The sequence below is a fragment of the Okeania sp. SIO2C9 genome (genome assembly GCF_010672455.1).
Classification (GTDB): Bacteria; Cyanobacteriota; Cyanobacteriia; order Cyanobacteriales; family Microcoleaceae; genus Okeania.
Map to the genome: position 1 here is coordinate 25,631 of NZ_JAAHGO010000013.1, position 16,275 is coordinate 41,905.

A 16,275-nucleotide genomic window follows, 5' to 3' on the forward strand; every position below is an offset into this window, starting at 1 on the left:
AAAACTATTTATCAACTTAAACATCAATTGTTGTCTAAAAAATTAATATCCTAACTCAAATATCCTTCAATTAAAATGACAGTTATGCTAAATTTTTAGTGAGTAAAAATTATGAAAATAACTGTTTTTAGGGATAGGGACATAGCGAATATAGTGAAGCGATCGCCTCCATATTTACTAGGGATAGCCCAATTTGCTATGCACTACATATAGTGTCCTTGGAACAGTCCTATAAATGTAACTATTTCAAGAATATCTCCTCATAATCCACTTTTTGGAGTAAATGACTTACGAAAGTACGGTTATGTAAGGTTCAAGCGATCGAATTGTCCAGGGATCGAAGACTCCTATTAGTAGTAAACTCCAAATAGTCGTAAAAAGGCCATGAGTTTCTCTATAATCAAGAATCTGATTGGCTCGCCAAGCCTCAATTAAAGGAAGTTTCAGAAGTTCATCGAATGTAGCCAGATTGATGTTTAATCGACCACGATCGTCATAGTGAGAAATACTGGGATTTGGTGGTGTTGGAGGTTGAATTCCAAAATCATCTTGCAACTTTTCTAATGCAGCACGAGCATTAATGCGACCTGCACCCAACATTCCCACATACAAAGGATTGACCCTATCAACAGAATCAGCAGTCTCTTTAATAATAGCGATCGCCTGTTGAGGAGTGAGTTCGGGTTTCAAAGAAAATAGCAATGCAATTAAACCCGCTACATGAGGAGCTGCAAAGGAGGTGCCCCAAGTGTATGTATAACTATTGGAGGTTGAGGTTGTATAAATTGCTGTACCTGCTCTCCCTTGTTCACCCCCAGGAGCAGAGAGTGTCACAGTTTGTTCTCCATAATAAGAATAGTTGGCTTTGCGATCTCCTGCTCCAACAGCAGCAACGGAACATAATGCAGTTAACTGGGGATGAAGATAGGAATAGGCAGAAGGATAGTGAATCTCATCAGGTTTTTGAGGCATTCCCAGAGTATAATTTCCTGCCGAGCAGACAATTGCTACCCCCTGATTTTGAGCAGCAATTAAAGCTTGGCGAATACCAATATGCTCGCCATCAATACGCCAACTGAGATTAAGAACCCCCCGTTCATTAGGTTGGAGATAGGTTAAACTCTCTAAAATTGCTTCTGCTCTCAAACCATACCCTTGGCTCCCTGAAATCTTAATCGGCAAAATTGAACAGTTCGGTGCAACTCCTCTGACTTGAGAGATAGCAGCATTGCCTCTTCCCCCTACAAGACCAGAAACTTTTGTTCCGTGAGCAATATAGGAGGTGTGGGGAGATAAGACAGCCGCAGGTATACCCCGTTCAAAGTTGAGATCGAGGCTTTGCCAGTCTGGTCGCAAAGCAGGTACTAAGTCAGGATGATTAGTATCAATTCCACTATCAACCACGAGGAGAGTAACTAGAGGAGAACCAGTTGTAATAGCGTGAGCAGCTTCAAGTTCAATCAGTTCATAATTCCAGAAGCGATCGACTGCTTCAAAATCTCCCTCTGCTTCTGTGATAGGAAAAGAAGGATCAAATTTAAAATCGTCAAAACCTACTCGATCTGGTTCAGCAAAAGCCACTTCCTGAAATTGGTTCGCCTTAGAAATTACCCGAAGCACTTCCCGAGTGACATCTAAATCTTCGGGTCGGTGAGTGAGTTGAGCGCGGTAGTAGCCCATTCGAGGGCGAGGATCGACAATTTCTAGTCCCAACTCCTGAATAATCTCCTCACGTCGAGGGGATGGGGTATCCAAATGAAACCATAAATCTATAGAACCAGGGACTAGATAAAGTTCAGACCCTTGAACATCTCGCAAGACAGGGTGAACATTTCCTGCAAAGGCAGCTTTTAATAAATGAGCAGTTTCTGAACCACTCTCAAAATTACTATTTTCTACAATCCGAAATTCTAGAGTCTCTGGTATCGGTAGACTCTCAACATACCCTAACTGAGCAGCCGGATCTAATTTTTCAAAATCTGCTTGACGGGGAATGAGGTAGCATCCAGTTAAAGGTTCTAAAATAACTTCTTTGTTGGCAGGTTTGTCAGGAAAAGACAGAGGCGGAATGACAAAAAAATAATCTAATACTGTAAGTGGTAAAGCTGTTGCGCTCGCCAATTCTGTCATGGAGTAATAGGGTTTTCCCTGTAACACTATGTCAATTCGCTCTGGTTTTAATTGAGGAATTTGTTCCAATTGATTGCGATTAACTCGGTTAGGATTTAATCGCATCTTTTCTACATTGGTTGAATTTACGAGTAATTGCTCTACAGTTTCTCGATCGAGTTGAGCGCGGAGGCTAATGTCTTCAAGATTGATTACTTTTGAGAGCATTTGACGCCACTGCACTATCGCTTCCATCTCTCTAACACTCAAGTCTAGAATAAAGCGTAATTTTTGTTGAGGCGACAAGCTGAATGTTTTTGTTCCGGTCATCTTATTTTCTCGACTTCAATTGTTATAGCGCTACTTGAATAGGGAATAGGGAATAGGGAACAGGAAACAGTAGACTATCAAAGGGTTTCAATATTTAGAAATGTCCTAACCTTTACTTCAACTGCTATATCAAGATAGGTTCACTCAAACTCATGCACAATTCTAAAACCTACATTCCGCACTTCAAAATGTAATATCAAGTGCAAGTAGTCAATAGTCGTAGGGGCGAATGGCCATTCGCCCGTACAATAGTCAGTAGGGAATGATTCTAGTGCCGCTACGCGGAAGTCAGAAGTCAGAAGTCAGAAGTCAGAAGTATTGATTGGTAAGGCTTTTAGGATTTTGTAACTGGTCAGTTATTTCCGCCATTCTGCACTAGCTAATTATCTGGCTCCAGTCAGTATTTATGCTTAATATTTGACTGAGAATTTGACTTATAGCGCTGTGCGCAGCTCCGGAAGGCAACAGCGGTGCGACCCCGCGACGACGCCAGCTCGCTTGCGGAATGCGCACTCCTGTGAGGCAACAGGCAACAGGCAACCCACCCCTCGCCCCTCCCCCTCCCAGGAGGGGAATAAAAAAACGATAATATAAGACTTTTAGCTATTTTGCCCCTCCTGCAATTTGTAAATATACCAGCGCTCATTGCTATAACAGAAAGGTCATTGACATCCTCCCGACGTTGACCTGCACCTGCAGCGCGGGATTCCCATCCATCAAAACAACCGAAGTTGAATTGGCTCAGGGCGGGTAGACGACTCATCGCCATCAACTACCTTTTTACGGGTAGAATTACGTCGGCTCCTCGTCTTGTTTAACGTCTCGGACTGCCCGCCCGCGACGACAGCCTCCTGCGGAGGAGCTACGNATATCATGTCCGGCAGCATCGGTCTTGTATAGCAAAGGTAAGGAAGAAGGAAGAGGGAAGAAGGAAGAGGGAAGAGAGAAGAGGAAGAAAGGCTACCCTCGCAAGAAAAAAACCATTATTTCCTGCAGATATTCACCCTTGGGTTTACACAAACGATATAAACGGACATGATATGACCATATCCGATCTGTATATCCTTTACTTGTATGAAGACACTCGCCACTAGCAACATTCCAGATTTTCACAGTTTGGTCGGGACTAGCACTAAATACTTTTTGACCATCCAGACTGAAAGAAACTGAGATCACCCTAGCAGGATGTTTCTCTAAAGTGTTGAGGCATTTACCAGTAGCAACATCCCATACCTTTACCGTTTGGTCTTCACTACCACTAGCTAAGATTTGACCATCAGGACTGAAAGCTACTGACCAAATCACACCAGTATGTCCTGTTAAAGTTTTGAGACATTGACCGTTATCAACATCCCATATTTTTAAAGTGGTATCTTCACTACCAGTAGCTAGTTTTTGACCATTGTGATTGAAGGTTACTGATAGAAACCAATGAGGTTTATCCTGAAGAACTTGAAGGCATTTACCAGAATCAAGATTCCATATTCTCATTGTTTGATTTTCGCTAGCACTGGCTAATATTTGACCATTCGGGCTAAAAGTAACTGAACGAATTCTCGCAGTATGACCCCTTGCCGACATCAAAGTTGGGGAGTCGTTTGGAAGGCGATCGCTTGCCAACTTTAGGAAATGTTTTTTTCCATTCAAAACTTTGTACTGTCCAGTTAACCAGAATAATTTAGGAAAAGTCAAGGAATCATTCGCAATGCTTTAGCCAAAGCATCGTTATTTTCTCTGAGACCTTCATAGAAAAATAACACTTCTCCATTAATCCCTACAGAACGATTATAGGCGATCGCCTCCAACAAATAATCTACACTAATTCGATAAGAGCCAACTTTTATTAAAATTCCTGGAAACACCTGGCTTAAATGACTACAAATAAATTGCTGTTTCACTAACTGTTGCACAAGAGATTTGTAACTAGCAAAGTCACGACGGTAAAGTTGAGGGTGAATAATATCGACAATTCCTTGATTTATCCAAGTGGGGTAGTCTTGTAAATATTCATTCAAACTCCACTTGTAAAAACTGGGAGCCATTGAAACCAAAAGTTCAGGCTTAATTGCTTTCACTTCCCGATGTAAACGAGTTAAAAAATTTGTCAAAATATCTGCACGCCATTGCAACCATTTGTGATGTTTATGATTTTTGGGTGGATGACAAGAAAATTGCTGACGATAACGTTCCACTGTTTTAGCATCGTAGCCACCTTCAGAAGGAAATGCTGGCATTCGGTCGTCTCCCTGGATGCCATCAATGTCATAGTTTCTCACAACTTCCAAGACTAGATCGATCAGAAAATTTTGCACTTGCTCATCCAAAGCATTCATCCACTCAAAACCATTTTTTACCAATAAATTACCCCTACAGTCACGAGCTGCCCATTCTGGTTTTTTTGCTAGAAGTAACCCTCCATTTTGTTTGTAAGAACTGACAAACCCGTATTCAAACCAAGGAATAATTTTAATACCGACTCGCCGTGCTTCTATAATTACTTCTGCTAAGGGATCGCGACCTTTGTATTGGGGGTCTATTTCTCTACCAAAAGTTGTCTGCATCAGTTGACTGGGGTAGAGGGTAAATGCTTTATTCCAGACCACAGGAAATACAACATTAAATCCTGTTTCAGCAAGAAAGTCCATTGCCTCAGCGATACTATCTCTAGAATGGAGGACTTTACTATCAACATTTGTGAGCCAGATACCGCGTAATATCATGTCCAGTAGTTGAGTGTGGGGAGTAGGGGAGTGGGGGAGTGGGGGAGCTTACAAGGGTAAGTTTTTAAGATTTGACACGAGGACGCGGAGATTGGATAATTGAGTAATTAATTCAATCTACTCGCTCTATTCATTAAAGAAAACTCCCGCGTCCGGATAAGAGCGTGGTAAAAAAACTTTATCCTTTTCCTCCTCTTTTTTTCTTGCTTCTTCCTTCTTTCTTCCCTCCTGACTCCTGACTCCTGACTCCTCCGTTATTTATTTATAACTATTCAACCGGACATGATATTACTTCTTAATCATTCTTAATGTAAATTCTTATCCATTCATTTTAATCTATAGAAATAGGCAATAAATTTCTAAATTTCTGTAGGAATTGATACGCCAAATTGTATAATTTAGTATTGGTAAGGAAATTTTAACATGAGTGTAAACCTAGCAACTCAATTGCGTGAAGGAACCAAAAAAGCTCATACAAATGCAGAAAACGTAGGTTTTGTCAAGTGTTTTTTAAAGGGTGTTGTAGAAAAGAACTCCTACCGGAATTTAGTTAAGAATCTTTACTTTGTTTATTCTGCAATGGAAGAAGAGATGCAACGCCACCAGGAACATCCAATCCTTTCCAAGGTTTATTTTGCCCAACTAAACCGTAAACAGAGTCTAGAGAAAGACCTACAGTTTTATTATGGTGCTGGTTGGCGCGATCAGGTTGCTCCTTCTGCTGCGGGTGAAGCTTATGTACAGAGAATTAGAGAAATTTCAGAAAAAGAACCAGAATTGTTAGTAGCTCACTCTTATACTCGCTACTTGGGAGATTTGTCTGGTGGTCAAATTCTCAAGAAAATTGCTCAGAGAGGTATGAATTTAGTTGATGGGGAAGGTACTGCTTTCTATGAGTTCCCAGAAATTTCTGATGAGAAAGCATTCAAGAATATGTATCGTCAGAGGATGAATGATTTACCTATCGATCAGGCAACAGCAGATAGAATGGTTGATGAGGCGAATGCAGCTTTTGAAATGAACATGAAAATGTTCAATGAACTAGAAGGTAATTTAATTAAGGCGATCGGTATCTTGTTGTTCAATACTTTAACTAGAAGACGTAGTTCAGGCAGTACAGAGTTAGCTACTGCTGCTGAATAATAACGGTTGATTGGTTAATATTTCTATCTTAAGTAGAAAGAATACTTTTAAGTTATCTTTATAAATCCTGGGGGTTTGATGGCTGTCAAGCAGTCACCAAGTATCCAGGATTTTGCTTTTGAAGAGGAGCATGGAAAGGAATCTCATATAGAATCCGGTTATATAGTATATGTTGATAATTCTATAATTACTTCAATATTTAATCGGACCCACTCCCCTACTCCCAACTATACAATAACTATTCAACCGGATTCTATATCAGACTAAATCCGTTGGCTTCGGAGTAATATAATTCTGTTGATCGTCATACAATGTGTAAGGGCGAATGGCCATTCGCCCCTACAGTTATTTCAATACTGAATAACACCGATGCTACCGGATTTGATATCAGACTAAATCTGGTTTAGTTAGTATCTGGAGTTTAGACTAAATTTTGGAATCTTCAAATAATCTACCCAGAAGCAATGAAGACTTGGAACTCACTACCCTTGGGTAATATCAGGGACGCAAATGTGCGATTCGTTTAACCTAAAATAGGCTGAAAAGTCTATGGGACGGTTAGTGTGGCTCCTAAAGCTACAACAACTGATTATATATGAGGTGCAACTCCTCCCTCCAAGTGCAGGAGTGAAAGCATGACCCCTGTCAGTTAGACCAGTAGCCTAAATGATCAAGCGGGGACAAAAGGCAGACTACTGATAGTCGAATTTGGTAACTGTCGAGGAAGAGTCCATGTGTAGCGAAAGCAAAGATATGTTTGAACCACGGCTTTGTTGCATGAAAGTTGTAATTGCAACACTTCCCGCTAGAGGCATGAACTTAAAATTCCACTTTGTAACTTTCAGGCTTGCAATTTTGTATCATGGCATTGAGCATAGCACACTGTATGAATAACTCTACTGCTTGATTGTCTAATTTTCGTCTTAGCAACTTGCCACCAAATATCAGTTTCAATCTAAACATAGTAGTTTTCCCACGGAATGCTTCGCCAACAAGGAAATTGGAAATTTTTGCCTAGAAGAAGCTTATCTCATTCTATTTTATACCTATATCTACAATTTTTTCCCTTTTTTTCTTTTTCCCTCTTCCTTACCTTTACTATTCTGGCATTACTTGATCAAATTGGTAGTTAAGATGACAGACAAGGACAAAAATCAAGGAAAGAAGAGTTTTTAGCTGATATGATGTCCGGCAAATTAATGAGAAGAAAAGCTTTCTTCTTGATTTTTTCTTTCCTGGCAATACCCTTTTTCCTGTCTTTATATTAGGTCTTTCAACTAACATAATATAAATGATGTGCCATATTATAAATCTGAAAAATTACATTTTTTAGACTTATGAAGTTAGTTTGCGATAATGGTTGTAGGAGTTAAACTAGTAATGTAAGGGAAAAATTAGGAGGGTTGTTAATATGGCATCTCATAAAATTCTTGTAGTTGATGATGACCAGGCAATCAGAATTTTAGTTCATCGTTTTTTAACGAAGCAAGAATATCAAGTAGAGTCCGCAGAAGATGGTAAAACAGCTTTAATTTTATTTAAAGAATTTCAACCAGACTTAGTTGTTTTAGATATAAATCTACCAGATACTAATGGTTTTCAGCTTTGTCAGGAAATGCAGAGTTATAATGATGTATTGGTACTGATGTTGAGCAGTCTATGTGATGAAGCAGCTAAAGTCCTAGCTTTTCAGTTAGGTGCTGATGATTATCTCACAAAACCATTTAGTTTAGTAGAACTGAATGCTCGTATTAGAGCAATATTGAAACGTCAAAGGTTACTTTCTCCGAGAAAATCAGAACGGCTTGTATTTGGGGATTTAGTAATAAATAGTCTTGAAAAAGAAGTAAAATTTCAGCATAAAATTGTTTCTCTAACTAACCTACAATTTAATTTATTATTTTGTATGGCTAATCAACCAGGATATGTTTGGACTCGCTCTGAATTGTGCGATAAAGTATTTAAGGGTGAAGATGGTGATTGGTTTGGCAGCGTAAAAGTTTGTGATGTGCATATTAGTCAGATTCGCAAAAAAATCAAAAATTGTGGTTGTGATTTTGAGTATATAAAAACTATTATTAAAGTTGGCTATAAGTTTGAAGCGCCAGTATAAAGATGATTTTATACAGGAGTAACTAAATTCTTTCTATTCTGCTCTCTTGCTAATATTCCATATCATAATTCTTAATGATTTTCATTAAACAGGACTTTAATTATAATTAAGTTGTTTTGCATTTAAACCATATATCCAAATTTTTGTCAAACGAAATAGGGAACAGCGGTACGACCCCGCGGGGTGCGATAGACCCAAGCAGTTGGAACCCCGCGAGGTCTCCTCGTAATGGGAATGCGGACTCCTGTGAGGGAATATAAAATCTATAATGATTCTTAGCTTACCTAGCTTACAACCTACCGCCCTCCAAAATTCCCAATAACTGTGCTTCACTCAACTGGTCGATCCCCAACTTTTCGGCCTTCTGTAACTTAGAACCTGGATCTTTTCCTACCACAACAAAATCAGTCTTAGAACTCACCGTACTTGTCACCTTACCACCAGCAGTTTCAATCAAACTCTTCGCCTCATCCCGCTTCAAGGTTGGTAAAGTTCCCGTTAACACAAAAGTTTTACCTGCTAAAAATGCACTTTGCTCTTTTGCCACATTGTCTGTATCTGTTCTTACCTCCATCGTCACTCCAGCATTATTCAGACGTTTCACCAATTCTTGATTAGCTGATACCTGAAACCACTGTTCAACTGATTGAGAAATTTCTGGACCAATTCCATAGACTGCTTCAATATCTGTCGCCTTTGCCTGTGCCAACTGTCCTACACTAGAAAACTTCTGAGTTAATAACTCTGCATTTACGCTACCCACATGACGAATACCCAAACCATAAAGCACCCGTGCCCAAGATTTGCTTTTAGAAGTAGCGATCGCATCCACCAATTTACTTGCCGACTTTTGTCCCATGCGTTCGAGGGAAGTCAAACTTTCGACAGTTAAATCATATAGATCGGCCACCGACTCAACTAAACCACTATTGACCATCTGCTGTACCAATTTTTCTCCCAAACCATTAATATCTAGAGCACCTCTAGAGGCCCAATGTAACAAGGAACCCCGAAGAATAGCGGGACATGAAGAGTTGATACACCTCGTTACTGCCTCATCGTTAGGTTTGACAACAGGTTGACCGCATTCTGGACAGTGGCTAGGCATTTGAAATAGTTGGGCATTTGTGGGACGTAGTTCTGGCAATACTCGTACCACTTCTGGAATAATTTCTCCTGCTTTGCGGACTATTGCAGTATCTCCAATATGTAAATTTAGTTCCGCGAGGCGATCGCTATTATGTAGAGACGCTCTTTGTACTGTTGTACCTGCTAACTGGACAGGTTTTAATTCTGCCACGGGGGTAAGTGCCCCAGTGCGGCCCACTTGAATTGTGACTGCTTCAACAATAGTCGGGACTTCTTCGGCAGGATATTTGAGAGCGATCGCCCACCGAGGAAATTTTTGAGTAAATCCTAATTTTTTTTGTAGTGGCAAAGAATTAAGTTTAACTACAACTCCATCGGTTAAATAGGGTAAATTTTTCCGTTCAGTATCCCAATATTGATAGTATTTTTGAACTTCATTTAAAGATGAGCAAATTTGGCGATGAGGATTAACTTTAAAACCTAGTTTTTGTAGTAATTCTAAATATTGCCATTGAGTAGAAAGTTGAGATAATTCTGAGTTAATTTCAGATTTTATATAAAGTGTATAAGCGAAGAAATCTAGTCGGCGTTGAGCAACTATTTTTGAATCTAATTGTCGCAAAGTACCTGCTGCTGAATTACGGGGATTAGCAAATGGTGGTTCTCCTATTTTTTCTCTTTCTATGTTGATACTTTCAAATACATTAATTGATAAAAAAGCTTCACCTCGAACTTCTATTATTGAGGGTGGATTATCTATTTTTAGTTTTAAGGGAATACTTTTAATTGTTTTGACATTTTGAGTAATATCTTCTCCTGTAATTCCATCTCCACGAGTAGCACCTCTGACTAACAAACCATTTTCATAAGTTAGAGCTAAAGCAGAACCATCAATTTTGAGTTCACAAACATAATCTACCGTTGTAGGAGTATCTTTATCAGAATGGGGATCGATTGTTATTTGACGTTGCCAACGTTCTTGCCAATTTTTTAATTCCTCAATATTAAAAGCATTTTCCAGACTATAAAGAGGAATATTATGCTCAATTGATATAAATTTAGTTGCTGGTTTTTCTCCTACTCTTTGGGTAGGACTATCTGGAACAACTAATTGAGGATACTGAGTTTCCAATTCTTGTAATTCTCGAATTAGGCGATCATAAACAGTATCTTCCATAATAGGGTTATCAAGCACATAGTAAGCATAGCCAGCTTCTTGAAGTTTCTGCCTCAATTGTTGAGCATGCTGCTCTAATTCTGGTGTTAACTTTGCCATGTTTTTTTCTCCTTAGACCCAATATTTTGATCGTATTCTCAATACCAATATTTATTTGATTTTTTTTTGTTATAGCAGAAGGAAAAAGGAAAAATCTTACGTTGTCTGAGTTTTAAGCTTTTGATATGTCCGCGCCCTTTCCTTTGACTGCTATATACCAAGAGGAATAAACGAGTGCGTAGAAGTGTTGCGGAAGTTCTCCCCCTACAATTAGTTCAAAAATTGATGTATAGTATTAATCCACAAGAAATGGTTTTACTCCTGAAAATCAAATAAGTAGAAGAACTTATATTGAGTTAAAAATTTATTAGATAGGCCACAGTTGGCAAAGTATTATCCTACTACCTGCTCCCTACTTCCTAAACCAAAATAATTTTGTAGTCTACTTAAATAGAAAAGCGCTGTAATTGCAGTCTTGAGATGATTAACTCTGCTAAAAATTAGTGATTTTCATTTATCTGACTTTTTAAATGTTGGTCTACAAAAAAAATTACTTTTTTTGTTATACAATTTATGCATTAAATTGTACTTTAAAAAATATAATAAAGTCAGTTTAATAAAGTATCAGCAACAATTATTAAGTGCATTATTACAAATAAATAGTATTATAAATAAACTAACATCGCCAATATTTATCTAATCTTATGAGATGATTTTATTGTACTTCAAAATAAAGTTATTTGTATTTAGGAAATAGTTTCTTAGTCTGTTTTAATTCTACTGATTGGAAATGAGCGTCTAGTTTACTGTAAATTCAACCTATATATAGGACATTAAATGAATAAGCAAAGGTAAATTTGAGCAAAAAAAAAGGTCTCAACTTTCCCCTTTTAAGCTATCCATTACCGAAAAATTAAGGTATAATATCATGTCCGGATAATTAGTTATAAAAAAACTTTCTCCTTCAACTCCAGTTCTTCTTCTTTCTTCCCTCTTTCCTCCTGAGGACTGACTCGGTCCTCCTGAGGACTCCGTAGTTATTTATTTATCACTGTTCAACCGGACATGATATAAAGCCTCTAAATTCATGGAGAAAAAAGCGGTCGTTAGCGGAGCTTCCCGTAGGGTGGGATGGCGATCTTCGGAGCGGCTCTGATAAGAGCGGGTCTCCTCGCCATATCCAATCGACCAAGAGAAGAAAAAAATTCTTTTTAACCAAATCCTCTCCTTGAAAAGAAGAGGTAATATCATGTCCGTTGGTATCTTTTGTGTAAAAGTTGGCGTGGATATTTGCAGGAAATTTAAGTTTTTTTCTTGCCTGTTGCCTGTTGCCTGTTGCCTGTTGCCTATTTACTATACAAGACCGATGCTACCGGACATGATATAATTCTAAATTGGCGCATTCTAAATTCGCGCATTCTTGAACCACATCTTTCTTAACATAAAACTTGACAAAATAGACAAGTTATATTTAAGTCTTTTAGAGGCTTCTTCCGGAGAAAAGTGTATTGAAAAATACATTTTTTTGAGAACTGTAGACAAGATTTTTACTCCCCACACTCCCCATAAAGTTTTCAGGAGTTCCGTATCAGGGATAGCCTTTTAAGAGGGGATAAAAAAAGAAAATTATGCATCTTCTAGCTTCCCTATTGCAGCAGTTACTGTTAACTGTTAACTGATAACTGAATTGATATCTGGTTCTATTTAACCAATCTAATCATTGACCTAAAGCTTAATTCCAATGTCTTTTCAAAAGTTATAAATAAATTATATATTGTGGTTATTTATTAAATCTTAGATTGGATTCCATACCAGTGACTTATCATCGCGCAAACTAACTCAAATCACATCTGATTTGAATTACATAAATTAATTATATTGATTGATAGTTTTTTTTGTGAAAATCATGACATTTTTTCTAGTCATAAATTCAAGCCTAAAAATTCACTAAATTTCTTTTTATTCACTGGTGTTGTGTTGGGAATATCTCCATTCGTGTAACTTTTATTCTTGGCATCTAGTAATTTTGTACCATTAGTTTTTTCCTTTGGTTCATGTTCTACCTGAAACACATTTGCATAGAGATTAGCAATAATTTGTTTGCCACTTTGAGTCAATTCTAAATAATTAATAGCTGCCGGAATATAAGGATAAACCCCATCCCAATAAAATTTGGCATAGCTACGTCTTAGATCCCCTGGAGATTTATAACCCAAAACTTTATTAGTGCCAACCTCTTCAAATTCATAGAATAAAGCACTAATTTTCAGCAAATAATTAGGGTCACTTAATTGACCAATTAAATCTGCTGCTCTCGATAATCCAGAAAAATTATTTCTATCTTGATGAGTTTCTGCTTTAGGAACAGGAAAACGGGTTAGTTCAATATTACGTTTAATTTGATCGGCGTCAATTAGTCGATGACCACCAAAGCGTTCATCTATTACTAATTTACCTCGATCCACATGATAAGGAGTAAGACTAGCTGAAGTAGCACCGTCTCCCAAAGAAACCATTCCATCATTGATTCCTGTAGCATATAAACTTAATAATTCTTGGTCCTCTCGGCAAACTCCCTTAACATAACCAATATCGTGGCACAATAATGAAATAATATAGTGTAACCAATCTTCGGGAGATACCCCACCTTCACGAATGTGCTTACCCCGCAAAATTTCTTGCCCGACAAGAGTAACTAACATTGTATGTTCAACGTTGTGATATAAAGCATCACAGTTAGCAATATTTTCCAGAGCCATATTTCCTGCCCAGGCAATAATTTCTGGATAGTTTGGCTTAAAACCACCATAAGTACGATGGTAGCCTGCTTGTAACTCTTTTACGAAAGCATTTATTAATATTTCCGTTGCATTTAACATTATATTTATTTGCACTCCAGTATTAAGTATTATTCTAATAGCTCGCTCTATGTCATTAGCTATTAATTTGTCAATTCATAAATTCATGACTCACTAGCTTTTCTCATTACTTGCAAGTCTGAATACCAAAAAATAATTTTTTTAGCTTTGATTGTTATTATCCACTTAGTTTAAAATTAGCAGAAATCTATGGCTTCGCCAAGATAATTTCTCAAATAAGGACATTGAGATTCATCAGAAATAGGAATAGACCTTTAGAAGAGTCCTTTAATCTTATAAGATAGGCAAACTTAATTGATTTAATCAGGGAGTAACTATTAACAACGCCTCAGACTTCTATATAATACTAAATCCAGTTTATAGAACCTATTTGAGTTCTATATAATTATGTAGTCAAGTCTTTTCGCGCATCAATTTTGAGGAAAAATCATCTGAAGGAGTGTTGAATTTTTTGTATTATTTCTCCCCACATCTTCACCTCCTGTCTCCTGTCTCCTGTCTCCTGTCTCCTGTCTCCTGTCTCCTGTCTCCTGACTCCTGTCTCCTGACTCCTTGCTAAATTTATGAAGATACGATCGGGGGTTCTATAGAGTATCCTTTTATTTGACATCCTCCCGACGCTGCTCTATGAGACAGCGCGGGATTCCCTGGCATCACTGTTAGGGGCTTTCTGTTTCAATGCACCCGCCTTCCGAGATTTACTCTCAGAAGGTCTTACGGTCGCTCCACAGACTGACACTGCTCCTCCCGCAGCCTTCTTGGTGGGCGTTCCCTCGCGTCTGACGCCGACGCGGGTTCCCATCCGCAAAATATTTATTGAAGCGTTTATGTCCCTGTCATGGTGAGCTGCACACTATGGGCAATCCCACTCTCTAATACTTAAAGATAATTTTTCTACTATATGTCCACAATTAGAGCAACGCTTAGAACTGGGGAAATATCTGTCAATTTTAATTAATTGACTCCCGTACCATTCAGCCTTGTATTCTAATTGTCTGACTAACTCGGACCAATTAGCATCACTACCCACCCCTCTTGCTCCCCTCCCGGGAAGGGATGGGGGTGGGTTATGATTCTTGACCATATTTTTGAGTGCCAAATCCTCCACTACCACAGTTTGATTTTCTCTGATTAGTTGGGTTGTCAGTTTGTGAGTATAGTCAAGTCTTGAATCTTTAATTTTTGCCTGTACCCTAGCTACTTTAAGCCTAGCTTTTTGATAGTTATTTGATCCAAAGGTTTTCCTAGATAGAGACTTTTGGGCTAATCTTAGTTTTTTGTGCAACTTATGCGAATTCTTAGGGTTAGCTACTTTTCCCCCATCATTTGTAGTTATTAGGCTGGTGATTCCTAAGTCAATACCAACTTGTTTTTTTACTGGTGCAAAGCTTAAATCTCTCTTGTCATTAACTCTTAAAGATACAGACCATCTACCAGAGGGTTCAAGCTTCACTGTAATCGTACTTGGTACAAAGTTTTGCGGTAGTTGCCTACTCCATCTGATAGGTAATGCTTCAGCACACTTAGCCAAATATATTTGACCATCTTTCCACTTAAATGCGGACTTTGTAAATTCTGCACTACCACCATTACGCTTTTTTTTAAAGTTTGGGTATTTAGCCCGCCCACTAAAAAAGTTAGTGTTTGCGCAGCATCTCCGTTGGAAAAGCTGTTTGTAGATGTCTCAAGCCTTGCTGTAATGGAACACTGCTAACTTATGTGAGGAAATCTAAATCTTCCTGTTTTTTCCAGTTCGTCAGCATAGCAGAAGTTTGCTTATACCCTACTCGCTCTTTGTTTTCTTGCCAAGCTTGAGTCCTGGCTGCCAAGGCTTTGTTGTAGATTAGTCGTACACATCCCAAAGTCCTCCGCAACAAGTTTTCTTGCTCTGGAGTTGGGTATAACCTAAATTTGTAAGCTTTTTCGACCATCTACTGTTTACTTATTTAAGACTTAAATTTCAGTATATCATGTGTGAAACCACAACATTGATTGGTTTTCCAATCCCTCCGCTCCCCTGCGGGAGAGCGCGGGTCTTCAACCAACCTTGAGATAAACAGGGAGACAGGGTATAGGGAAGATGAGGAGAGGGTTAAATCTGATCATCTTTAATAATCGGATTTGGTATAAACTAGAAGGCATCAGAAGACACAAGACAGGAGTAAGAATAAATTTAGTGGGCAATCAAACTTAAGACCAGCAAATATGATGATTTATTTGCTGAAGGTCTTAGATCCATAGGAATTCAAAATCACGACTCCTGACTAGTAAATCTCGCCAATCTGACAGTACCCCAATAGCCTCTTGAAAAAATAACTTTAATTATGACCAGATTTATTAGGCTCTGACAAAAATAACCAAGCAATTCTTTTAGGGTTGCAGATTATGGAATAATATTGCCAAAAATTAGTTTAAACTTTGACTAAAAAAAACCTAATATTAATTATTTTAGCAATTGATTAATCCAAAATCCAATTCAATCAAAAATCTAAAATCATTCGTCACTGTGCAACGCCATTATTTTGAATAGTGTATTTGTCAAATATTATCCCTATTAACTATTACTGCACAGGCGAATAAAAATATAATTAACAGATTATGTATAGTAAGGAACACTCGCTCTAGAAACAGTAGGAAAAACATTTCCCTGTCTAAAAATCATTATCATATGAAATC

General features: G+C 38.1%; 7 protein-coding genes and 1 pseudogene. 2 read left to right on the forward strand and 6 right to left on the reverse strand.

Features of this window, described 5'->3' with window-relative positions; genetic code table 11:
• Positions 1–288: 288 nt before the first annotated feature.
• The 3 genes from F6K23_RS13995 to F6K23_RS14005 all read right to left on the reverse strand — a co-directional run bounded on the left by F6K23_RS13995 (position 289) and on the right by F6K23_RS14005 (position 5,159).
• Positions 289–2,439 (reverse strand): S8 family serine peptidase, encoded by a 2,151-nt coding sequence (locus F6K23_RS13995; protein ID WP_293156236.1) that lies wholly within the window; start codon positions 2,437–2,439, stop codon positions 289–291.
• Positions 2,440–3,399: 960 nt separating this feature from the next.
• Positions 3,400–4,131: a WD40 repeat domain-containing protein gene (locus tag F6K23_RS14000; RefSeq protein ID WP_293156239.1), complete on the reverse strand. Its 732-nt coding sequence runs from the start codon at positions 4,129–4,131 to the stop codon at positions 3,400–3,402.
• Positions 4,128–5,159 (reverse strand): glycoside hydrolase family 10 protein, encoded by a 1,032-nt coding sequence (locus F6K23_RS14005; RefSeq protein WP_293156242.1) that lies wholly within the window; start codon positions 5,157–5,159, stop codon positions 4,128–4,130. Before F6K23_RS14005 ends, F6K23_RS14000 begins: the two co-directional genes overlap by 4 nt.
• A gap of 423 nt (positions 5,160–5,582) precedes the next feature.
• Between F6K23_RS14005 and F6K23_RS14010 the strand changes: the two genes are divergently transcribed.
• Positions 5,583–6,302 (forward strand): heme oxygenase (biliverdin-producing), encoded by a 720-nt coding sequence (locus tag F6K23_RS14010; protein WP_293156247.1) that lies wholly within the window; start codon positions 5,583–5,585, stop codon positions 6,300–6,302.
• 1,411 nt (positions 6,303–7,713) lie between these two features.
• Positions 7,714–8,415, forward strand: coding sequence for a response regulator transcription factor (locus F6K23_RS14020; RefSeq protein ID WP_293156250.1), 702 nt, complete (start codon positions 7,714–7,716; stop codon positions 8,413–8,415).
• Positions 8,416–8,704: 289 nt separating this feature from the next.
• Here the strand turns inward: F6K23_RS14020 and ligA are convergent, their stop codons facing one another.
• From ligA to F6K23_RS14035, 3 genes and pseudogenes are all read right to left on the reverse strand, one after another.
• A complete protein-coding gene (gene ligA, locus F6K23_RS14025) occupies positions 8,705–10,780 on the reverse strand; it encodes an NAD-dependent DNA ligase LigA (protein ID WP_293156252.1) in 2,076 nt (691 codons plus the stop codon).
• Positions 10,781–12,642: 1,862 nt separating this feature from the next.
• Positions 12,643–13,599, reverse strand: coding sequence for an Npun_R2479 family HD domain-containing metalloprotein (locus F6K23_RS14030; RefSeq protein WP_293156255.1), 957 nt, complete (start codon positions 13,597–13,599; stop codon positions 12,643–12,645).
• Between the two features lie 625 nt (positions 13,600–14,224).
• Positions 14,225–15,530: pseudogene (locus tag F6K23_RS14035) on the reverse strand (RNA-guided endonuclease InsQ/TnpB family protein).
• Positions 15,531–16,275 lie beyond the last annotated feature (745 nt).